Raw genomic sequence first — 21,644 nt, 5'->3', positions numbered from 1 at the left:
TCTCCTCCCGGTTTCCGGCCCTCCGGTCAGTCGGCGGCGCGGGCGGGCACGGGGACCTGAGTGGTCCCGCCGGGCCCGCGATCGTCTTCCTGGCTCCCCGTTCCCGCGTCTTCCCCGTTCGCGGCGGGGCCTCCCGTCGTCTCCCTCAGCTCCGCGATGGCGGCCTCGAAGTCGTCGAGCGAGTCGAACGCCCGGTAGACGGAGGCGAACCGCAGGTAGGCGACGAGGTCGAGCTCCTGCAACGGACCGAGTATGGCCAGACCCACGTCGTGGGTGGTCAGCTCGGCGCTTCCGGTCGCACGCACCGCCTCCTCGACCCGCTGGCCGAGCTGGGCGAGCGCGTCCTCGGTGACAGGCCGTCCCTGGCACGCCTTGCGCACACCGTTGATGATCTTGGTGCGGCTGAAGGGCTCGGTGACCCCGGACCGCTTGACCACCATGAGCGAGCACGTCTCCACGGTCGTGAAACGACGGGAGCAGTCAGGGCACTGGCGGCGCCTGCGGATGGACGTGCCGTCGTCGGTCGTACGGCTGTCGACCACACGGCTGTCGGGATGCCTGCAGAAGGGGCAGTGCATGTTCTCCAACCCTCCTCACAGCAGACTCGTCAGCCTCGCCGGACCCACAGGCCCCGCGAAGCAGCCCTAAGCATAGGCGATCGTCGAGGCGTCTCAGACCCGGGGGACCACAACTTCTGGGCTGCGGTAGCCATCCAACCACTAGATGTGGGGATTGGCTCATACAGCGAGGCAGATACGCGTGTCGCGCCGGAAGGGCGTCCCCGAGCGCCGCCGGCGACCGGCGGGGACACGCGGGCGCCGGGCAGTGCCGCCGGAACGTCTTGCGGGGATACCGTGGGCGCCACAAGGAGGAGGCGTGGCGCTCCCGCGCAGAATGGACCCCGGATCCCGGACTGCGGGATTCCGGATGGCAGACTGGGGCACGGCCCACGAGGCCGGCACGCCCCGGCGGTGAAGAGTACAACAATGGGCGCTTTTGTCCGCCAAGTGTCGCGTTAGCAATACACCCAGACACACGATCGCGTCAGGCGAATCGCACTTTTTCACTCGAACGTGTGTTTGGCGCAACCTTTCGAAAGCAACTACCGTTGTCCAGCAGGGAGACCATCGAGAGGGGCCGACGTGACCACCACCGCAGACAGTGCCACCATCACCGCCCAGGACCGCTCCTTGGGCCGAGTCGAGCCGGTACACGCGATGAACGAAGCCACGAATCCCGAGGGACACAAGCGCTCCCTGCCGGGGCGACCTCCAGGCATCCGGGCGGACAGCTCCGGCCTCACCGACCGGCAGCGCCGGGTGATCGAGGTCATCAGGGACTCCGTACAGCGGCGCGGTTACCCGCCGTCGATGCGGGAGATCGGCCAGGCCGTCGGCCTCTCCAGCACGTCCTCGGTCGCCCATCAGCTGATGGCGCTGGAGCGCAAGGGCTTCCTGCGCCGCGACCCGCACCGCCCGCGCGCGTACGAGGTGCGCGGATCCGACCAGGCCGTCACCGTGCAGCCCACGGACACCGCCGGCAAGCCCGCCGCGTCGTACGTCCCGCTGGTCGGCCGCATCGCCGCCGGTGGCCCGATCCTGGCGGAGGAGTCCGTCGAGGACGTCTTCCCCCTCCCCCGCCAGCTTGTCGGCGACGGCGAACTGTTCGTCCTCAAGGTCGTCGGCGACTCGATGATCGAGGCGGCGATCTGCGACGGTGACTGGGTCACCGTCCGCCGCCAGCCGGTCGCCGAGAACGGCGACATCGTCGCCGCCATGCTCGACGGCGAAGCCACCGTCAAGCGCTTCAAGCGCGAGGACGGCCACGTATGGCTCCTCCCGCACAACGCGGCCTACGAGCCGATCCCCGGCGACGACGCGACCATCCTCGGCAAGGTCGTCGCCGTACTGCGCCGCGTGTGACAGCCGCGGCGAGCGGGCCGGCAGGCTCGCTCCCTGACCGGGCCCCGGAACCCCTGCGCCGGTTCCGGGGCCCTGCGTATGTCCGGAGCCGTGCATGCGTATGTTCGGGGCCGTGCGTGCGTCCGTCCGCGGCCCTGCGTATTCCGGCAGCCTTATGGGGCCCGGGCAGCCGTGGGGCCGGACCGCATCGGGTAGTCCGGCCGGCGCCGGGCGGACTACCCCGCGATCACTTGGCCGCCGCCGGCTGTGCCTCGGCCTGCTTCGCCACCGCGTCGATCGCCGCGAGCGACTTGCGGACCTGGTTACGGTCCGTGGTGTACCAGAAGTCCGGCAGTGACGCCTTCAGATAGCCGCCGTAGCGCGCGGTGGCCAGCCGCTGGTCCAGTACGGCGACCACGCCCCGGTCGCCGGACGCCCGGACGAGACGGCCGGCGCCCTGTGCCATGAGCAGGGCGGCATGGGTCGCGGCCACCGCCATGAAACCGTTGCCTCCCGCCTCTTCCACCGCCTTCTGGCGCGCGCTCATCAGCGGATCGTCGGGCCGCGGGAACGGGATCTTGTCCATGACGACCAGCTGGCAGCTGGGGCCCGGGACGTCGACGCCCTGCCACAGCGACAGCGTGCCGAAGAGACACGTCTCCGGGTCGGCCGCGAAGTTCTTGATCAGTTCACCGAGCGTCTCCTCGCCCTGGAGCAGGATGGGGAACTCGGGGATCCGGGAACGCAGCTCCTCCGCGGCGAGCTGAGCGGCCCGCATGGACGAGAACAGGCCGAGGGTGCGCCCGCCGGCCGCCTGGATCAGCTCGGTCAGCTCGTCCAGCATGTCGGAGCGCTCGCCGTCACGCGCGGGGCGTGCCAGGTGCTTGGCGACGTACAGGATGCCCTGCTTGCGGTAGTCGAAGGGCGAGCCGACGTCGACGCCCTTCCACTTCGGCAGATCCTCGCCCTCCGTGCCCTCCGGGCCGAGCCCCAGGGAGGCACCGACGCCGTTGAAGTCGCCGCCCAGCTTGAGCGTCGCCGAGGTGAGGACCACGGCCCGGTCGGCGAACAGCTTCTCCCTGAGCAGACCGGAGACCGACATCGGGGCGACACGGAGGGACGCGCCGAAGCGGTCGTGCCGCTCGTACCAGACGACGTCCCACTCCGAGCCGTTCACGACCCGCTCCGCCACGTCGTGCACCGTCTCCACCGAGGCCAGCGCCTGCTTGCGGACCGCGTCCTCGTCCTGGACGGACTTGTCGCGCGTCGCGCCGATCGCGGAGATCACCGTGCGGGCGGCGTCCCGCAGCGCCATCAGGGCATAGCCGAGGTCTTCCGGGATCTCCTCCAGGCGGCCCGGCAGCGCGAGTTCCATGAGCCGCTCGAAGCCCTCGGCGGCGGTCTGGAGCTGATCGGCGGCCTTCTCGTTGACCAGCTTGGCGGCACGGCGCACCGCGCGGTTGACCTGACCGGGCGTGAGCTCGCCGGTGGCGACGCCCGTGACACGGGAGACGAGTTCATGTGCCTCGTCGACGATCAGCACCTCGTGCTGGGGCAGCACCGGGGCACCCTCGATGGCGTCGATGGCCAGCAGCGCGTGATTCGTGACCACGACCTCGGCGAGCTTGGCCCGCTCACGGGCCATCTCCGCGAAGCACTCTGCGCCGTACGCGCACTTCGACGCGCCCAGGCACTCCCGCGACGACACGGAGACCTGAGCCCAGGCGCGGTCCGAGACGCCCGGGGTGAGATCGTCCCGGTCGCCGCTCTCCGTCTCGTCGGCCCAGTCCCGCAGCCGCAGCAGGTCCTGGCCCAGCTTGCTGGTGGGCGCCGCGGCCTCGAACTGGTCGAAGAGCCCCTCCTCCTCGTCCTGCGGCATCCCCTCGTGCAAGCGGTGCAGGCACAGGTAGTTCGACCTGCCCTTGAGCATCGCGAACTCCGGGCGGCGGCGCAGCAGCGGGTGCAGGGCGTCGACCGTGCGCGGAAGGTCCCGCTCGACGAGCTGGCGCTGCAAGGCGAGCGTGGCCGTCGCGACGACCACGCGTTCTCCGTGCGCGAGCGCGGGCACGAGATAGCCCAGCGACTTTCCGGTGCCGGTGCCGGCCTGGACCAGCAGGTGGGATCCGTCGTCGATCGCCTCGGCGACCGCTTCGGCCATGGTCACCTGGCCGGGGCGCTCCGTGCCGCCGACGGCGGCGACGGCGGCATGCAGGAGTTCGGGGAGGGAGGGCTTCGTCATAGCCTGACCACCCTACGACCCTGCACTGACAAACGGGGGGTCGTTACGGGGGTAGGGGGAGGGCTCACGAGCGGGGCTCCTGGGTGACGGTGGGGCGGGGGCGGGACGGGGGTGGGTGGGTGGGGCCGCGTCCGGGGATTCCGCGTCGGGCCGGGGCGGACGGGAGCTGGTGGTCGGTACCGGGGCGCAACCGCCCCGGTTCGGAGGCACGGTCACCCCGGCTCGGAGGCACGATCACCCCGGCTCGGAGGCGTCGGCGCCCCGAAATTCTTTCTTCGACGCGGGAACACCACGGATCCGCCACTCGTATCTATCTGTGAGCGTGCGATCACGAGGTGCTACAGAACACCGCGCAGGACTCGGTCGCGGATCACGAGGGCGGCCCGCTTGTCGGGCAGGTCGACCTCCGCCGCGAACCGGAAGCCCGCGCTCAGGAACGCTGCGATGGAGGGGGTGTTGCGAAGATCGGGTTCTGCCACGACACGTGCGCACGGGGGACGCCGGTCGAGGATCAGGTCGGCCACGGCTCGGACCAGGACGGATCCCAGCCCTCGACCCCGGTCGGCGGCGTCACCGACGAGGAGGTGGATCCCGGTGTCGTGCGGGCGGACCGGGTAGTGACGAGCCAGCGGATCCAGGTCCGCACGGTAGATCTCCCAGTAGCTCATGGGGATGCCGTCGAGTACCCCGAGGCACGGCATGCTGCGCCCGTCGCCGTGGAGTTGCGCCCGCAGGTGGTCCTCCGTCCGGTTCCGGGGCCCGGCCAGCTCCCAGAACTCGGCGACGGCGGGGTCGTTCATCCAGCGGTGGACGAGCGGGAGGTCCTGATCAAGGCGTACGGGCATCAGCTGGAAGGAGCCGACCGGGGTCACGACCGGGCCCCACGTGGCGAGTCGGCCGAGGAGGCCGGTCGTCGCCCCGGCGCGGAGGGCGACGAACTCCGGGGGCAGGCACAGCTCCAGCGTGTCCTCGCTGTCCGGGTCGTCGTCCTCGACGGTGAAACGTCCGAAGGGAGAGTTCCGGGGCCCCGCGGTGACCGCGCGGGGAGTGGCGCTGTCCGGTTGGGCGGGGACGGAGCCGGTTCCGGCGCTCGCGTCGGTGGGAGGCACGGTGCGCTCCTCTCAGGAGACGTGGTGGGTCATGTTCCCGGACGGGAGACGGTGTGCGGTTCGCCGAGGGCGATCCGCCCAGGTGGTGCGCGCAGGTACGTCGCTCATGCATGAAGGGGGTTGGCGATGGTGACGTAGACGGACTGGGTGTCGACCGGGCCGACGAGTTCGTCGAGACCGTGCAGCCGGGTCAGCAGGTTGGCCTTGCAGCGCAGGACGGGTGAGTCGAGGAGGCGGCCGGGCAGGGAGGTGCGCAGCGGGGCGGGCCCCGAGGCGAGGCAGGTGAGGAAGCGGCGGAAGGCCGCGAGCAGCAGCCGCTCGTCGGCGAGGTGCTGGGAGCCGAAGGCACCGATCAGACCGAGCACGTTGTTGACGGCGAGGTAGTAGGCGAAGCGCTCGTCGGCGACCTCGTCGGCGACGAAGGTGTCGCTGTGCTCGCCGATGCCGGGCAGCCGGGCGGTCAGTTCGGCTCGCCGCGACTCGCGGAAGTAGTACCCCTGGTTGTCTCGGTAGCGCCCGCCGGCGGGCCAGCCCTCGCCGTCCAGCAGGACCAGCGTGTTCTGCTGGTGCGCTTCGAGGGCGATGCCGGCCTCGCCGTCCAGCCAGAGGACGGGCCGCACGACCTGCTCCAGGTAGCGCAGGAACCACTCGACGGCGACGGCGCCGACGGGTCGGCCGGTGCGTGCGGCGAGGCGGGCGGCGAGTCGGGCCAGCCGGGACCGCATCGGCCGAGTGGGATGGCACGGCGCGGTGCCGGCGGGCGGCTCGGGGAACGGGCGCGGGGCGACGAGCCCGGCGACGCAGCCGACGTCGTCGGCCGGGGTGAACGAATTGTGCCGGATCACCACGTCGAGTCCCGGCAGGGGCAGGCCGTCCGGGCCGTCGACGGCGAGCCAGGCCGGGTCACGGACGATGTCGAAGCCGGGGTGTGCGGTGTGCCACTCGCGGGCGAGGCCGGTGCGCAGGAGCCGGTGCACCTCGACTCCGCGGTGGAGTTCCTTGCGGAGGTTCTCCCGGCGGGAGTTGGTGATGCGCAGGGCCAGCGAGAGCTTGAGCATCGCGGGGGCACCGGATCGGTGCACGGTGCGTACGGAGGAGGTGGGGTACCAGGGAGCGCCCAGGGGACCGAGGTCGCGGAGGAGCCCGGAGTCGAGCAGCGCGGCGACGGGCGCCCGGTGCCGGACCTCGCGGGCCTGCCAGGGGTGCAATGGCAGGGCGGTGTAACCGTCGGGCAGCGGCAGTCCGGTGCCGGCGAGGCGGCGGACGAGGTGCCCGGCGGGCACGGGACGGCCGCGCTCGGTCCAGGCGGAGTCGGTCGCGAGGAGAGAGGGGGCGACGGCCAGCCAGTGCAGGGGGAAGGAGCCGCGCGACTCCGGTGAGTACCGCTCGGCTTCCGCTTCGGTCAGGCCCTCCCTGCTCTTCGGGGTCGGATGCAGCGGGTGCCCGAGCAGGAGGGCCTGTTCGGCGCTGAGGAAGCGGTCGGGGGTGTCGGCGGGGTGTTCCCGCCGGTGCCGGATGAAGGTGGCGGTACGGCGGACGGAGTCGGCGACTCCGGCCACGAGATCGGGGCCGCCGGCTTGATCATGGACGCCGGTGTCAGGAGGGGAGCCGGTGCCGTTGGGACTGGTGCCGTGGGAGCCGGTGCCGTTGGGACTGGTGCCGTCACCGGGACCCGGGGAGGTGCGAGGTGAGGGAGCGGTGGTGTCGGTCGGCTCGGTGGCCGGTTCCCTCGCGAGGAGGGCCGCGAGAGTGAGGGCGTCGATGGGTGGCGCCGAGTCGGGCGCGTCGGCCAGGCGCGGCAGGCCGAAGCGGTGCCAGCCCGTCGGGGACCAGTGGCGGACCGGCGCGATCAGGGTGGTGCCGCTGGCCGGCAGGGGGATGCGGAGGCTGCCGGTCGTGGGAGCGGTGAGCCCGGTCTCGCGGGTCCAGCACCGCAGGAGGTTCTCGACGGCGGCGGCCTGGGCCGCCGCGCGGGGATCGGGGTCCTCCAGCGGATCGGGGTCCTCCAGCGGATCGGCGACGGAAGCTGTCCACCGGACGGGATCCGTCTCCCGCTTCAGCTGCCGCGGGACCGACTCGGTGAGCGGTGCGGCGGAGGACGGGGCGCCGGAGCCTCCCTGGTCGTCGGGGGCGGGGGTGGCGTTCATGACGCTCCTCTGGGGGCTGGAGTGAGGTGGTGCGGGCCCGTTCCGTCGTCCGCTCGGGCGCCGTTCCCTCGGGGTCGGCGGTCGGGGGGCGGGATGACCTGAGGTTGCGGTCGGCGGTGGACGTCGGCCTGGACACCCGGAAAGGGGGGTGAACGAGTATGGGAAGCGGTGCGCGCCCAGAGGTCGGCGCCGGGGGCCGGGACCGGCGCGGGTGGTGTTCAGCCCGCGCGCTGGGCCGGGCAGGGCTGGCGTTGCTGGTGTGGGCCATGGGATTCCTGGTGGCGGACGGCCGCGGCCACCGCGTCGGTCAGCCGGTCGAGTACGGCCGTCGCCTGTTCGTCGCTGATCGTGAGGGGCGGAAGCAGCCGGACCACGGACGCGTGCCGGCCGCCGAGTTCGACGATCAGTCCGCGCTGGAGGCACTCCCGCTGCACGGCGGCGGCGAGTTCGGGGGCTGCCGGATACGGGGTGCGGGTGGGCTCCGGCCGGGCCGCCGTGCCGCTGAGGTCACCCATGCCACCGGCACCGACGTCGGCGACGACAGCGGTGTCACCGACGTCACCGGCAAGGGGCGCCGGGCGAGAAGCGGTGTGGTCGGCGTCCGGGTTCACCAGCTCGACCCCGATCATGAGTCCGCGCCCTCGGACGTCTCCCACGCAGGGGAACCCGTGCGTGAGTTCGGCGAGTCGGGTCAGCATGCGGGTGCCGAGGGCGGCGGCGCGTTCGGCGAGGGCGTTCTCGCGGACGTAGGCGAGGGTGGCGGTGCCCGCGGCCATGGCGAGCTGGTTGCCGCGGAAGGTGCCGGCGTGGGCCCCGGGCTGCCAGACGTCGAGGTCGTCGCGGTAGACGATCACGGCGAGCGGGAGGCTGCCGCCGATGGCCTTGGACAGGACCATGACGTCGGGGGTGACGCCGCTGTGGTCGACGGCCCAGAAGGCGCCCGTGCGGCCGACTCCGGTCTGGATCTCGTCGGCGATCAGCGGGATGGACCGGTCCGCCGTGAGCCGGCGCATGCGGCGCAGCCAGTCGTCCGGGGCGGGGATCACTCCGCCTTCGCCCTGGACCGGTTCGAGGATCATCCCGGCCGGCAGCGGGACGCCGGATTTGGGGTCGTCGAGGAGGGACTCGGTCCAGCGGGCGGCGAGTTCGGCGCCGTGCGGGCCGCCGACGCCGAAGGGGCAGCGGTAGTCCTGCGGGTAGGGCAGGCGGGCGACCTGGACGTCGGGGGCGCCGCCGGAGGCGGCCAGGGCGCCGGCGGTCATGCCGTGGTAGGCGCCGGTGAAGGCGAGGACGCCGGTACGGCCGGTCGCGGTCCTGACCAGTTTGAGGGCGGCCTCGACGGCGTCGGTGCCGGCCGGTCCGCAGAACTGGACGCGGGAGCGGTCGGCCAGGCCGGGTGGGAGTGTGCGGAACAGCTCGGTGACGAAGGCGTCCTTGACGGGGGTCGCCAGGTCGAGGACGGAGAGGGGGGCGCCGGAGTCGAGGACCCGGCGGATGGCTTCCAGCACGACCGGGTGGTTGTGGCCGAGGGCGAGGGTGCCGGCACCGGAGAGGCAGTCCAGGTAACGGCGGCCGTCGGCGCCCTCGATGGTGAGTCCTCGCGCCCGGACGGGCACGATGGGCAGGGCCCGGGCATAGGTGCGTGCCGAGGACTCACGCGCCGACTGGCGTCTGAGGATCCCCTCGTGCACGGCTCGCGCTTCTCCGGACGTGCCTCCGGCCATCGACTCCGTAACAGCCACGGCGCGCTGTCCTCCCCGCTGCTCAAAGGCGAGTTGATCCTCGGGGACCGGACACTGGCAGCAGGCCCCACCGGCTACAACAGCGGACCGTTCGGGCGGTTACGGGCTCGTCTGGAGATCCTTGGCCGGACGGCGCGCGGACGAGCCCCTCCGGCGCCCCGCCGGACAGCGCTTCCGCCCGCGCCGCCCCCAGTGGGGCACGGCCACCCGTGACAGGTCATCAGCCGGCGCGGATCATCGTGGGCGACGAGGCGGACCTCGGACTCACCGACGCTCGTTCCCTGTTCAGACAGCCTGTGACGCAACCGTTGCCCTCCCGTCGGAACTCCCCCACGGCGACGGCATAGTGTGTGATGCCGTTCCCAGAAGGTCGTGAGACCGGCATGAACCTTCCATGAGTTCGACCGCCGGTGTCGGGGCCGAAGCGCCGAATTCCTTTCACAGCAGGGGGAGTCACAAACATGCGATCCATACGGCCGTCGTTCACCGCTCGGCGAGGGAGGGGTGGTCGCCGGACCTCCACCTCGCTGACGGCGGTCGCTCTCGTGTCGGTGCTGGCGCTGACCGCCACCGCCTGCGCCGGCGACGACAACGCCGACGGCAAGCCGTCCGCGGTGAGCACCGGCGACAGCAAGATCACGATCCCGGACGACCTGAAGCAGAGGCTGAAGGAACACGGGATCGATGTCGACAAGTGGAAGAACGGCGCCTGGAAGAACTGGAACCGGGACGACTGGCTGCGCGAGGCCAACGACTTCATCAACCCGATCATCAAGGGCCTGTGGGACCCGGACCGGATGCGTGGCGCCGACGACCCGGACCAGGGCGTCGACGACAACGACATCTCCGGTGACCAGGGCGTGACGGACCCGACGCCGCAGCCGGTGCAGGCACGTGCGGTGACCCCGCCGTACCACACCAGCGCGGCCACCTCGGGCAAGCTGCTGTTCGACGCTCCCGAGGGCACGATGGTGTGCTCGGCGACGGTGGTGACGGACCCCGCGCACCCGGGCAAGTCCAACCTCGTCTGGACGGCGGGTCACTGTGTGCACGCGGGCAAGAAGGGCGGTTGGTACCGCAACCTCGCCTTCGTGCCGTCGTACAACGACCAGGGCAAGTCGGCGGCCGAGCTGGAGAACGCCAGCCGGTCCGAGATCGCGCCGTACGGCGTGTGGTGGGCCGACGCGGCGAAGACCTCGCAGCAGTGGATCAGCAAGGGGGGCGAGACGGGCGGTGACGGCGCGTCGTACGACTTCGCCGTCATCCATGTGACGCCCGAGCAGGGCAGCGGCGGCAAGTCGCTGGAGGAGACCGTCGGCGGGGCGCTGCCGGTGAACTTCGACGCGCCGGCCGTGCCCCAGGTGAAGAGCATCACGGCGACCGGCTACCCGGCGGCGGCGCCGTACGACGGTCAGCTGCTGTACCAGTGCCAGGACAAGCCGGGCCGGCTGTCCATCGAGCAGTCCGACCCGACGATGTACCGGATCGGCTGCACGATGACCGGTGGCTCCTCCGGTGGCGGCTGGGTGGAGACGGGCGCGGATGGCAAGCCCGCGCTGGTGTCGAACACGTCCATCGGCCCGGTGCGTTCCGGCTGGCTGGCCGGTCCCCGGCTGGGTGAGGTGGCCAAGAGCCTGTACGAGTCGGTGAGCAAGCAGTTCGCCGGGCAGTGACCTGGCGGTGGGCATGACGAGGGCCCGTCACCCGAGGGGGTGACGGGCCCTTGTGACGGGGTGGGTCAGGCCGCGGAGACCGGGACGTACGGCGCGAGGTCCGCCGCCAGCTCCTCGTGCACCCGGACCTTGAGCAGGGTGCCCTCCGCGGTGTGCTCCTCGGAGATCACCTCGCCCTCGGTGTGGGCGCGGGCGACCAGCTTGCCGTGGGTGTACGGCACGAGCGCCTCGATCTCGACCGAGGGACGGGGCAGCTCGTTGTCGATCAGGCCGAGCAGCTCCTCGATGCCCTGGCCGGTGCGTGCCGAGACGGCGATCGAGCGCTTCTCGACCCGCAGCAGCCGCTGGAGGACCAGCGGGTCGGCCGCGTCCGCCTTGTTGACCACGACGATCTCGGGCACGTCGGTGGCGCCGACGTCCCGGATCACCTCGCGTACGGCGGCGAGCTGCTCCTCCGGGTTCGGGTGCGAGCCGTCCACCACGTGCAGGATCAGGTCGGAGTCGCCGACCTCCTCCATGGTGGACCGGAACGCCTCGACCAGGTGGTGCGGCAGGTGCCGGACGAAGCCGACGGTGTCCACCAGGGTGTAGAGCCGCCCGCTCGGGGTCTCGGCCCGGCGGACGGTCGGGTCCAGGGTCGCGAACAGCGCGTTCTCGACCAGGACGCCGGCGCCCGTGAGGCGGTTGAGCAGGGAGGACTTGCCGGCGTTGGTGTAGCCCGCGATGGCGACGGACGGCACCTTGTTGCGCCGGCGTTCCTGGCGCTTGATGTCGCGGCCGGTCTTCATCTCCGCGATCTCCCGGCGCATTTTGGCCATCTTCTCGCGGATACGGCGCCGGTCCGTCTCGATCTTGGTCTCACCGGGGCCACGCGTGGCGAGGCCGCCGCGACCGCCACCCATCTGCCGGGACAGCGACTGACCCCAGCCGCGCAGCCGCGGCAGCATGTACTGCATCTGCGCGAGCGCGACTTGCGCCTTGCCCTCACGGGACTTGGCGTGCTGGGCGAAGATGTCCAGGATCAGGGCCGTACGGTCGATGACCTTGACCTTGACGACGTCCTCCAGCTGGATCAGCTGGCCGGGGCTCAGCTCACCGTCGCAGATGACGGTGTCCGCGCCCGTCTCGATGACGATGTCGCGCAGCTCGGCGGCCTTGCCGGAGCCGATGTAGGTGGCCGCGTCGGGCTTGTCGCGGCGCTGGATCACACCGTCGAGCACGAGCGCGCCCGCGGTCTCCGCGAGGGCGGCCAGCTCCGCGAGGGAGTTGTCGGCGTCCTGCGCCGTGCCGGTGGTCCACACGCCGACGAGCACGACGCGCTCCAGGCGGAGCTGGCGGTACTCGACCTCGGTGACGTCCTCCAGCTCGGTGGACAGGCCCACCACGCGGCGCAGGGCCGCGCGCTCGGTGCGGTCGAACTGGTCGCCGTCCCGATCGCCGTCGATCTCGTGGCTCCAGGCGACGTCCTCTTCCATCAGGGCATCGGCCCGAAGACCCTCGGGATAGGCGTGCGCGAGGCGCTTGGTGTCCTGGGAAGGGGAAGAAGAGGAGGTCATTGGATCCTTACGTCGATGAGATACGTCGGTGGGAGTGCCGTCACGGCCTCGGCACGGCGTGCGGTAGCCCGCGCCGCCCGTGATGTCCAACGCATGAGTACCCCGGGAGATTCCCGTGTCCCGTGCGCGCCCACCTCTAGATGGTCGCACGGTACGGCACGTCTCGTCACCGGGTTATCGCCGGGCGTCACCGGGTCACCGCCGGGCCCGGGGCGGGGTGGGCTGGGCCGATGCCGCCTGCTTCCAGTCCGGGTGGCCGGGCATCGGCGGGGTCTTCTCGCCGTACAGCCAGGCCTTGAAGAAGCCGCTCAGGTCGCGGCCGGCGATGGCCGAGGCCAGCCGGACGAAGTCGGCGGTGGTGGCGGTGGCGTCCTGGTGCTCGCGGACCCAGATCCGCTCCAGCCGCTCGAAGGCCGGCCGGCCGATCTCCTGCCGCAGGGCGTAGAGCGCGAGGGCGGCGCCGTCGTAGATGCTGGGCCGGAAGATGCTGATCTTCTGGCCCGGGACGGGCGGCTTCGGCCGGGCGGGCGGGCCGCCGGCCTCCCGCCAGCGGTCGGAGGCGCCGTAGGCGGCCTTCATCCGGTCCTCCATCGGCCGGTGCGCCGTCTCCTCGGCGTACAGCGCCTCGTACCAGGTGGCATGGCCCTCGTTCAGCCAGACGTCGGACCAGCTACGGGGGGTGACACTGTCCCCGAACCACTGGTGGGACAGCTCGTGCACCATGATCGACTCGATGTACCACTGGGGATAGGCGGGCTCGGTGAACAGGTCCTTCTCGAAGAGCGAGAGGGTCTGCGTCTCCAGTTCGAAGCCCGTGGAGGCCTGGGCCATGAGCACGCCGTAGGTCTCGAACGGGTACCGGCCGACCTTGCTCTCCATCCAGGCGATCTGGTCGGGCGTCTTCGCGAGCCACGGTTCGAGGGCCTTGCGGTCGCTCGCGGGTACGACGTCACGCACGGGCAGGCCGTGGGGGCCCTCGCGGCGCGGCACGGCCGAGCGGCCGATCGAGACCTGGGCGAGTTCGGTGGCCATGGGGTGCCGGGTGCGGTAGGTCCAGGTGGTGGTGGTACCGACCCGGTCGGCACCGGCGGGCAGGCCGTTGGCGACGGCGGTGTAACCGTTCGGGGCGGTGATCCGGAAGGTGAACATCGCCTTGTCGGACGGGTGGTCGTTGCACGGGAACACCAGGTGGGCGGCGTCGGCCTGGTTCGCCATGGCGAGGCCGTCGGAGGTGCGCACCCAGCCGCCCTGCTGGTCCTTGCCGTAGACGGGGTCACTGGTGTGGCGCACGGTGATCCGGGTCAGGCTGCCCTCGGTCAGGGGGTGCTCCGGGGTGACGACCAGGTCGTCACCGGCGCTGGTGAAGTCCGCGGGACGTCCGTCGACCTCGACCGACCGCACGGTGCCGTGCGCGAAGTCGAGGTTCAGGCGCTCCAGGTCGTCGGTTGTCCAGGCGTCGATGGTGGTGACGGCCTGGAGCGGCTTGTCGTTGGTGCCGGGGTAGGTGAGGGAGAGGTCGTACGAGGCGACGTCGTAGCCCGGGTTGCCCAGGTAGGGGAAGAGCCGGTCGCCGACGCCGAGGGGTTCGGGCGGCGCCGCGGCGGCCAGGAGGCAGACGGAGACGGCGGCGGCGAGCAGGGCCGCCTTCCGGTGCCGGGAGGCCTTGGGCGTGGTCCGGGGGAGGGCGGTCCGGGGCCGGGAGCGGGGGGTGAGCAGCATGGACCACCGCTACCAGTGGCTGCCCGCCCCGCGGTGGCGACGCGCGACCGGCCCACCCGAACGGGTAGGCCGGACACCGTCGCCGGGACGCTCGTGGACGCCGTCGTCAGGACGCCCTCGGCTGGTGCTGCGCCCTCCGTACGTCGTACACCCCCGGTACGTCCCGCATGGCGCGCATCAGGGCCGGGAGGTGGGCCGCGTCGGGCAACTGGAGGGTGTAGGTGTGCCGCACCCGCTGCTGGCTGGGCGGTTCGACGGTGGCGGAGACGATCTCGACGCCCTGCACGGCGATCGCCTCGGTGAGGTCGGCGAGCAGATGGGGGCGGCCGAACGATTCAGCGACCAGGGAGACCCGGCACTCGGCGGTGTCCCCCCAGCGCACGCCGATCTCCGCGCGCCCCCTGCTCTTCATGTGCGCCACCGCCGCGCACTCCACGCGGTGCACGGTCACCACGCCCCCGCGCACCGCGAACCCGGTGATCTCGTCCGGCGGTACGGGCGTGCAGCACCCGGCGAGCCGTACGGCGGCACCGGGCCGGTCCACGAGGACCTCGGCGCGCCGGGAGCGCGGGGCGTGGGCACCGTCGGCGGGGTGCGCCGGCGCAGCCCCCGGAGCGGCTGAGGAGCGGGGTGAGGAGGGACCTACGGGGTGGGTGCCGGACGGCCCGGCGGGACGGGCCGCGGCGGAGTCTGCGGGACGGGTTGCGGAAGGGGCTGCTGAACGGGTCGCGGAGGGGTCCGCGAAGCGGGCGGTTGCAGGTGCGGGGCGGGCGGTGGTGGCTGCGGGGTCGGTCGAAGGGGCCTCTCCCGCCCGTGACGACGCCGTGCGGGGCTCGGCGGCGGCCTCGAAGGGCCCGGCGGTGGCCCGGACGCCTCCGGCGCAGGTGTCGCCCGACTCGCCCGACTCGGCCGGGTCGGTGCCGCCGGCGGGGTGGGTCGCCAGCCAGCGCTGGATGGCGATGCGGGCGGCCGGGGTGTGCGCGTGCTCCAGCCACTCACGGGAGGGTTCGGAGGCCGGGTCCTGGCCCATCAGCAGCTGGACCGTGTCGCCGTCGCGCAGGACCGTGCTGAGGGTGGCCAGCCGGCCGTTGACGCGGGCGCCGATGCAGGCGTGCGCGTCCTCGCCGTACTGCGCGTAGGCGGCGTCCACGCAGGTGGCGCCCTCGGGCAGGCCGAGCGCACCGCCGTCGGGGCGGAAGACGGTGATCTCGCGGTCCTGGGCGAGGTCCTCGCGCAGGGTGGACCAGAAGGTGTCGGGGTCGGGGGCGGCCTGCTGCCAGTCGAGGAGGCGGGAGAGCCAGCCGGGGCGGGTGGGGTCGACGCGCTCACCGTCGGCCGGGGCACCGGAAGACGGGGCGTCGGCCGTGGCGGTGTCGGACGCGGGAGTGTCGGCGGCGGGTGCGTACGGGTTGCCGAGGGCCACGACACCGGCCTCCGCCACCTTGTGCATCAGGTGGGTGCGGATGAGGACTTCGACCACCTGGCCGTCGGGGCGGGCGACGGCGGTGTGCAGGGACTGGTAGAGGTTGAACTTCGGTACGGCGATGAAGTCCTTGAACTCCGACACCACCGGCGTCATGCACGTGTGCAGTTCGCCGAGGACGCCGTAACAGTCCGCGTCCTCGTTCACCAGCACCAGCAGGCGGCCGAAGTCGGAGCCGCGCAGCTGTCCGCGTTTGCGGGCCACACGGTGGACGGAGACGAAGTGCCGGGGGCGGATGAGGACTTCGGCCGGGATGCCGGACTCGCGCAGCACCCCGCGCACCTCGTCGGCGACCTCGGCGAGGGGGTCGCCGGGGCGGGCGGCGTTCTCCGCGATGAGTTCTCTGGTGTGCTCGTACTCCTCGGGGTGGAGGATGGCGAAGACCAGGTCCTCCAGTTCGGTCTTCAGGGCCTGCACGCCGAGGCGTTCGGCGAGCGGGATGAGGACGTCACGGGTGACCTTGGCGATCCGCTCCTGTTTCTCGGGGCGCATCACGCCGAGGGTGCGCATGTTGTGCAGGCGGTCGGCGAGTTTGATCGACATCACGCGCACGTCGTTGCCGGTGGCGACGAGCATCTTGCGGAAGGTCTCGGGCTCGGCGGCGGCTCCGTAGTCGACCTTCTCCAGTTTCGTGACGCCGTCGACCAGATAACGGACCTCCTCCCCGAACTGTTCCCGCACCTGATGCAGCGTCACCTCGGTGTCCTCGACCGTGTCGTGCAGCAGGGAGGCCGTCAACGTCGTGGTCTCGGCGCCGAGTTCGGCGAGGATCAGGGTCACGGCGAGCGGGTGCGTGATGTACGGCTCACCGCTCTTGCGCATCTGGCCGCGATGCGAGGACTCCGCCAGGACGTAGGCGCGGCGCAGGGGTTCGAGGTCGGCGTCGGGATGGTGGGCGCGGTGCGCCTCCACGACATGGCTGATCGCGTCGGGCAGTTTGCCGCGGGTCGTGGGGCCGAGCAGCGCGGCCCGGCCCAGTCGGCGCAGATCGATCCGGGGCCTGGACTTTCTGCGCGCCGCCGCGGGCGCCACGGACGCTGTGAGCGCTTGTGGCGCTGTGGGCGCTACCGGGCCAGCGGTCGCAGGATTCGTGGCCTCCGCACTCATGGGCACCTCCGGCTCGTGGACCGGCGGACGGGGCCCCAGGGCGTACGCGGCTCAGGGATGGCGACGTTCCCCCGTCCGTGCCGGTGCTTGATGCTACCGAGCCCATCACGTGCGACAGACCGCCTCTCGCCGAGCGTGAAACGGATCACCCATTCGAGCGACGGATTTGAGGTTTAGGGTCGTGGGTCAGCCGAACGCGTGAGCCAGCCACTCGGCGTCGATCTCGCCCTCGGCGACGATCACGGCGGGGCCGGTCATCTCGATCTCGCCGTCCGGTCGCTCGGTGATGACGAGGCGGCCCCCGGGCACGTCGACGGTGTATGTCGCCGGGGTGCCGGTGACGGCCGGGTCGGCGCCGTCCCGCCGGGCGGTGGCCACGGCGACGGCGCACGCGCCCGTACCGCACGAGCGGGTCTCGCCGGAGCCTCGCTCGTGCACGCGCATGGCGACGTGGCGGGGGCCGCGGTCGACCACGAACTCGACGTTCACACCGTCCGGGTAGGTGGCCGCCGGGCTGACCGGCGGCGCGGTGTACAGGTCGCCGGCGTGCGCCAGGTCGGCCACGAAGGCCACCGCGTGCGGGTTGCCCATGTTCACGTTGCGCGCGGGCCAGCTGCGCTCACTGACGGTGACCGTGACGTCTCCCTCGGGGAGGCGGGCGCGGCCCATGCCGACGGTGATGTCGCCGTCCTTCGCGATGTGGACGGTCTTCACCCCCGCGCGCGTGGCGATCGTGAGGTCCCCTTCGGCCACATGTCCGGCGTGCTGGAGGTAGCGCGCGAACACACGGACGCCGTTGCCGCACATCTCGGCGACCGAGCCATCGCCATTGTGGTAGTCCATGAACCACTCGGCCTCGGCGGCCATCCCCTGCGCCTCCGGGTGAGCCGCGGACCGTACGACGTGCAGCACGCCGTCGCCTCCGATGCCCGCCCGGCGGTCGCACAGGGCGGCGACGGCGGCCGGGGGCAGGTCGAGGGCGTTCTCGGGGTCCGGAACGATCACGAAGTCGTTCTCGGTGCCGTGGCCCTTGAGGAAGGCGATCCTTGTGCTCATTCCTCGATCGTACGGGGTGGGTACGTCAGTGCCCGTTCCGGCGGGTCTAGCGCAGGCGGGCGACGCGCCACACCGCGAGCACCACGACCACGGCCACCAGGAGCACGTACCCGAGCACCACCCGCCAGTCGGGGCGGCGGCCGGAGCCGCGCGGGGGCAGGCCGGGCCAGGTGTAGCCCACCCGGCGGGCGGCCATCATGCCCCAGCCCGCCGCGCAGGAGCAGATCAGCAGGCCGAGCATGGCGATGACCGCGCCGCTGTCGCCGAAGTCGAAGGCGAGGGGGAAGGCGAACATCAGGGAGCCGACGGCGGCCAGGCCCACGATGGGGGCGAGTTGCCAGATGCGCAGCCGGCGCTGCGGGCGCAGTTCGACCTCGACCTCCGGCCCGCTCGGGTACATCTCCTCGGGCGCCGGTCCGTCGGCGGTCACACCGCCGACGGTGTCGTCGGGCCCGTCATCGGCCAGAGGGTCTTCGGGGAGGCGGTCGCCGGAGAGGTGGTCGTCAGAAAGGCCGGGGTCGGACAGGCGGTCGTCGGAGAGGCGGTCCTCCGGGAGCAGGTCCCCGGGGAGCCGGTCGCCGGACAGGGCGGTCTCCGTGAGACGGTCCTCGCGGAGGCCGTCGTCGGGGACAGCGGCGTCGAGCACGCCGTTCTCGCGCGGACGGCTGTCGGCATGCCCGTTCACCCGTGGGCGGTCCCCGCCGGGGCGCGGACCGCCCCGGCCCGGATCGTCACCCTCTGTGGTGACGTGCTCGGCACTTCGTGCGGTGTCGCGAGGGCCGGCCTCCATCGCCACGCGCCCTCCCAACTAGGCTCCACTTGGTCGATCGAAGCTCGATGATGGCACGGCGCCCATGGCCGCGATGACCGGCGGCGCATCCCGATGCCATGACGTGATCAGGCTGTAACCGGTCGTTCGACCAACGCCAGGGCCTGCTGCGGAAGTTCCCGGCGATCCACCGCGGCCCCACTCAACCAGTGCACCCGGGGATCGCGCCTGAACCATGAATCCTGGCGGCGCGCGAAGCGCTTGGTGGCACGGACGGTCTCGGCCCGCGCTTCCGCTTCGGTGCACTCCCCGGCGAGTGCCGTCAGCACCTGCTGGTAGCCGAGCGCGCGCGACGCCGTGCGCCCCTCGCGCAGGCCCTGCGCCTCCAGTGCGCGCACCTCCGCCACGAGACCCGCCTCCCACATGCGGTCGACGCGCCGCGCGATGCGGTCGTCCAGTTCCGGACGAGCCACGTCGACACCGATCTGGACGGTGTCGTAGACGGAGTCATGACCGGGCAGGTTGGCCGTGAAGGGCTGGCCGGTGATCTCGATCACTTCGAGGGCGCGGACGATACGGCGGCCGTTGCTCGGCAGGATCACGCGGGCGGCCTCGGGGTCGGCGGCGGCCAGCCGGGCGTGCAGCGCGCCCGAGCCGCGCAGCGCCAGTTCCTCCTCCAGGCGGGCCCGGACCTCCGGGTCGGTACCCGGGAACTCCAGGTTGTCGACGGCGCCACGGACGTACAGACCGGAGCCGCCGACCAGGATGGGCCAGCGGCCTTCTGCGAGCAGTGCGTCGATCCGCGCGCGGGCCAGCTTCTGGTACTCGGCGACCGACGCGGTGACCGTCACGTCCCAGATGTCCAGCAGATGGTGTGGGACGCCGCCGCGCTCCTCGGGCGTCAGCTTGGCGGTACCGATGTCCATCCCTCGGTACAGCTGCATGGAGTCGGCGTTGACGATCTCGCCGCCGAGCCTCTGGGCCAGGAAGACGCCGAGATCGGACTTTCCGGCCGCGGTGGGTCCGACGACGGCGATGACGCGGGGGGCGGGGGGTGCACTGCTCACCGCACCAGTCTCGCAAACCTTCCGGCGAGGCCTCGAACGAGTTACGTGACGGCGTACATCCCGGGTCGTTGCCCGTGCGAGGTGCCGCCCGCCGGGCTGCCGGGGGCGGTGACCCGGGCGGCGCAACCTTACGCACCGGGTGACGCGGGAATTCGCCCGCACGAGTACCGTATGGAGTGGATATGGGCGTGTTTGCACGGCTTCTCGGCCGATCGAAGGCGACTCCGGAGGCGTCGGCCACGGCGGTGAGCGCCGGCACGGAGCCGGAGGAGACCGAGACGGAGCAGGCGGAGGCGGCGGAGGCGAGGGGAACCGGACCGGCGGAGACGGAGGACGCGTCCGGTGACGGGCACCAGGACGGGGCCGTGCGCTCGGACTCCGGTACGGACGACGCGTCCGACGGTGCCGGGATCCCCCGCCAGCAGTCCGCGGACGAGGCCGCCGACAGCGAGGCCGGCGAGGGCGCCCGCAGATAACTGTCCCGCGAGGGAAGGTGGACCATGGGTCTGATGGACAACATGAAGGCCAAGCTGGGCCCGGCCAAGGACAAGGTGTCGGACCTCGCTCGGCAGCACGGGGACAAGGTCCAGCACGGGATCGACAAGGCCGCGAAGGCCGTCGACCAGCGGACCAAGGGCAAGTACAGCGACAAGATCCAGGCGGGCACGGGCAAGGCCAAGGAGGCCATGGACCGCCTCGCGCACAAGGGCGGCCCGGAGGCGGCGCCCCACGACCCGATGACCCCGACCCGTCCGACCCACCCGGAGGGCCCGCCACCGGCTTCGTGAGGGCCGACGGTCGTTCCTGGCGACTACGCGCCCGGGGCGTCCCGTGATCCGCGGGGCGCCCCGGCGGCGTGCGCTGTCCGCCGAGAGCCGGTTCCTCCGCCCACCCCTGCGACGGCGGCGTGGATCAGCGTGCGCGGGAGCGGGGTCGTACGTCGGCACGCGCGGTGTCGGCGCCGGTACGTCGCACGCGCGCGGGCAGGCTCGTACGTACGTCGAGCAGGCGTGGGAGAGCCGCACATCCGCACGCGGAGGCAGAGCCGGCCGGTGATACCGCGTCCGCACGCGCGCGTGCAGCGGTCGTACGGCCGCCCAGACCTCGGCGCGGGCTCAGGACCAGGACGCGACCATGTACCCCACGCCGTACGGCGCGTCCTCGTACAGCAGTGCCCCGCCGAGGTTCGCGTTCTCGGCCGCGCCGGCCAGGATCTGCCAGGGCGCGCGGCCCGCGGCCTTCAGTTCGCGGGCCAGGGCCGGGTCCAGTGCCCGCAGGGCGGCCAGGTCCGCCGCGCCGAGTGCCCGGGCGGCCTCCGCGTCGAAGGGCGCCGCCCGCTCGTCCAGGTAGCCCGGTGCCTTGACCGTGCGGCAGGCGCTGCCGTCCCCCATCACCAGCAGGGCCACCCGCCCGGCCCGGCCCGCCAGCTCCCGTCCGGTCTCGGCGCACCGCTCCGGCTCCAGCGTGTCCGCGACGCCGAGTCCCTCGATCGGGGCGTCGGACCAGCCGGTCCGCTCCAGCAGCCAGGCGCCGACGGCCAGGGAGGTCGGCAGCGGGCGCTCCGGGGCGGGGTGAGCGGCGGGCCCCAGGTGTACGTCCAGGTCGACCCCGAATCCGCGGAAGGTGCCCGGGGTGCCCTGCGGGAACGGGCCGCGCCCGCCCTCCTCGGCGGTGCCGACGACCACCAGCAGGCCGGGGCGGGCGGCGGCGAGCACGCCGAGCGCGTCCGTGCAGGCCGCGCGGGCGGCGTCCAGTTCTGACGCGGCACCCGCGGCGACCTCGGGCACGAGCAGTGGTGGGCAGGGGCAGACTGCGGCGGCGACAAGCATGATCGGCAGCGTAACCCCGCGAGCGGGGCGCGTGTCACTCCTCGATCAGCACGTCCGCCGGGCCGGTCACCGTCAGGACGAGCACCACGAGCTTGCCGCCCGCGTCCTCGGCGTCGCCCACGGCACACTCCAGGCCCGGCTGGACCGGATGGAACGGGACGGCGTGATCACCGGCACGGGTCCTCCCTGTCCCCCACCGCGCCCGGCCACCCGGACGCTGATCACGTACTCGCCGAAGAGGTCGCAC

At 72.4% G+C, this 21,644-nt stretch carries 16 protein-coding genes and 1 pseudogene; 5 read left to right on the top strand and 12 right to left on the bottom strand.

Annotated elements, in window-relative coordinates; genetic code table 11:
• Positions 1 to 26 precede the first annotated feature (26 nt).
• A complete protein-coding gene (gene nrdR / locus IE294_RS00340) occupies positions 27 to 578 on the bottom strand; it encodes a transcriptional regulator NrdR (protein ID WP_189881177.1) in 552 nt (183 codons plus the stop codon).
• Between the two features lie 564 nt (positions 579 to 1,142).
• Between nrdR and lexA the strand changes: the two genes are divergently transcribed.
• Positions 1,143 to 1,922, top strand: a complete 780-nt coding sequence (gene lexA / locus IE294_RS00335) for a transcriptional repressor LexA (RefSeq protein ID WP_058082171.1) — start codon at positions 1,143 to 1,145, stop codon at positions 1,920 to 1,922.
• Between the two features lie 226 nt (positions 1,923 to 2,148).
• Here lexA and IE294_RS00330 read toward each other — a convergent pair whose 3' ends face one another.
• From IE294_RS00330 to IE294_RS00315, 4 genes are all read right to left on the bottom strand, one after another.
• On the bottom strand, positions 2,149 to 4,140 hold the full coding sequence (locus IE294_RS00330) for an ATP-dependent DNA helicase (protein ID WP_189881176.1): 1,992 nt from the start codon (positions 4,138 to 4,140) through the stop codon (positions 2,149 to 2,151).
• Between the two features lie 338 nt (positions 4,141 to 4,478).
• Complete coding sequence (locus IE294_RS00325) at positions 4,479 to 5,249, bottom strand: GNAT family N-acetyltransferase (protein WP_189881175.1); 771 nt, start codon at positions 5,247 to 5,249, stop codon at positions 4,479 to 4,481.
• Positions 5,250 to 5,353: 104 nt separating this feature from the next.
• Positions 5,354 to 7,396, bottom strand: a complete 2,043-nt coding sequence (locus tag IE294_RS00320) for an IucA/IucC family protein (protein ID WP_189881174.1) — start codon at positions 7,394 to 7,396, stop codon at positions 5,354 to 5,356.
• A gap of 218 nt (positions 7,397 to 7,614) precedes the next feature.
• Positions 7,615 to 9,120 carry a diaminobutyrate--2-oxoglutarate transaminase family protein gene (locus tag IE294_RS00315; protein WP_189881779.1) on the bottom strand — a complete coding sequence of 502 codons (1,506 nt, stop codon included), beginning with the start codon at positions 9,118 to 9,120 and terminating at the stop codon, positions 7,615 to 7,617.
• A 479-nt stretch (positions 9,121 to 9,599) separates the two neighbouring features.
• Here IE294_RS00315 and IE294_RS00310 point away from each other — a divergent pair, with 479 nt between their 5' ends.
• The gene (locus IE294_RS00310; RefSeq protein ID WP_189881173.1) at positions 9,600 to 10,811 is read left to right on the top strand and encodes a trypsin-like serine peptidase; all 1,212 of its coding nucleotides are present in this window, start codon (positions 9,600 to 9,602) and stop codon (positions 10,809 to 10,811) included.
• A 65-nt stretch (positions 10,812 to 10,876) separates the two neighbouring features.
• Here IE294_RS00310 and hflX read toward each other — a convergent pair whose 3' ends face one another.
• The 6 genes from hflX to miaA form a co-directional block, all read right to left on the bottom strand.
• Complete coding sequence (hflX, locus tag IE294_RS00305; RefSeq protein ID WP_189881172.1) at positions 10,877 to 12,367, bottom strand: GTPase HflX; 1,491 nt, start codon at positions 12,365 to 12,367, stop codon at positions 10,877 to 10,879.
• Between the two features lie 195 nt (positions 12,368 to 12,562).
• Positions 12,563 to 14,086 (bottom strand): M1 family metallopeptidase, encoded by a 1,524-nt coding sequence (locus tag IE294_RS00300; RefSeq protein ID WP_189881171.1) that lies wholly within the window; start codon positions 14,084 to 14,086, stop codon positions 12,563 to 12,565.
• 106 nt (positions 14,087 to 14,192) lie between these two features.
• The gene (locus tag IE294_RS00295; RefSeq protein WP_189881170.1) at positions 14,193 to 16,676 is read right to left on the bottom strand and encodes a RelA/SpoT family protein; all 2,484 of its coding nucleotides are present in this window, start codon (positions 16,674 to 16,676) and stop codon (positions 14,193 to 14,195) included.
• A gap of 186 nt (positions 16,677 to 16,862) precedes the next feature.
• The gene (gene dapF / locus IE294_RS00290) at positions 16,863 to 17,732 is read right to left on the bottom strand and encodes a diaminopimelate epimerase (protein WP_189881169.1); all 870 of its coding nucleotides are present in this window, start codon (positions 17,730 to 17,732) and stop codon (positions 16,863 to 16,865) included.
• 46 nt (positions 17,733 to 17,778) lie between these two features.
• Positions 17,779 to 18,258, bottom strand: a complete 480-nt coding sequence (locus tag IE294_RS00285) for a hypothetical protein (protein ID WP_189814192.1) — start codon at positions 18,256 to 18,258, stop codon at positions 17,779 to 17,781.
• A 371-nt stretch (positions 18,259 to 18,629) separates the two neighbouring features.
• On the bottom strand, positions 18,630 to 19,568 hold the full coding sequence (gene miaA, locus IE294_RS00280) for a tRNA (adenosine(37)-N6)-dimethylallyltransferase MiaA (RefSeq protein WP_189881167.1): 939 nt from the start codon (positions 19,566 to 19,568) through the stop codon (positions 18,630 to 18,632).
• Positions 19,569 to 19,750: 182 nt separating this feature from the next.
• Between miaA and IE294_RS00275 the strand changes: the two genes are divergently transcribed.
• Both IE294_RS00275 and IE294_RS00270 read left to right on the top strand, forming a co-directional pair.
• Positions 19,751 to 20,044 (top strand): hypothetical protein, encoded by a 294-nt coding sequence (locus IE294_RS00275; protein WP_229916969.1) that lies wholly within the window; start codon positions 19,751 to 19,753, stop codon positions 20,042 to 20,044.
• 24 nt (positions 20,045 to 20,068) lie between these two features.
• Positions 20,069 to 20,356, top strand: a complete 288-nt coding sequence (locus IE294_RS00270; protein WP_014675440.1) for an antitoxin — start codon at positions 20,069 to 20,071, stop codon at positions 20,354 to 20,356.
• Positions 20,357 to 20,683: 327 nt separating this feature from the next.
• Here the strand turns inward: IE294_RS00270 and IE294_RS00265 are convergent, their stop codons facing one another.
• Positions 20,684 to 21,397: a class III extradiol dioxygenase subunit B-like domain-containing protein gene (locus tag IE294_RS00265; protein WP_189881166.1), complete on the bottom strand. Its 714-nt coding sequence runs from the start codon at positions 21,395 to 21,397 to the stop codon at positions 20,684 to 20,686.
• A gap of 97 nt (positions 21,398 to 21,494) precedes the next feature.
• On the opposite strand from IE294_RS00265, the pseudogene IE294_RS00260 reads away from it, so the two are divergent.
• Positions 21,495 to 21,610: pseudogene (locus IE294_RS00260) on the top strand (Lrp/AsnC family transcriptional regulator); the annotation flags it as partial.
• Positions 21,611 to 21,644: the final 34 nt, after the last annotated feature.

It is taken from the genome of Streptomyces canarius (assembly GCF_014650735.1).
In the GTDB taxonomy this organism is placed as follows: Bacteria; Actinomycetota; Actinomycetes; order Streptomycetales; family Streptomycetaceae; genus Streptomyces; species Streptomyces olivaceoviridis.
The sequence above is the reverse complement of the archived record's forward strand: the minus strand, read 5'-3'. Positions and strand labels throughout refer to the sequence as shown.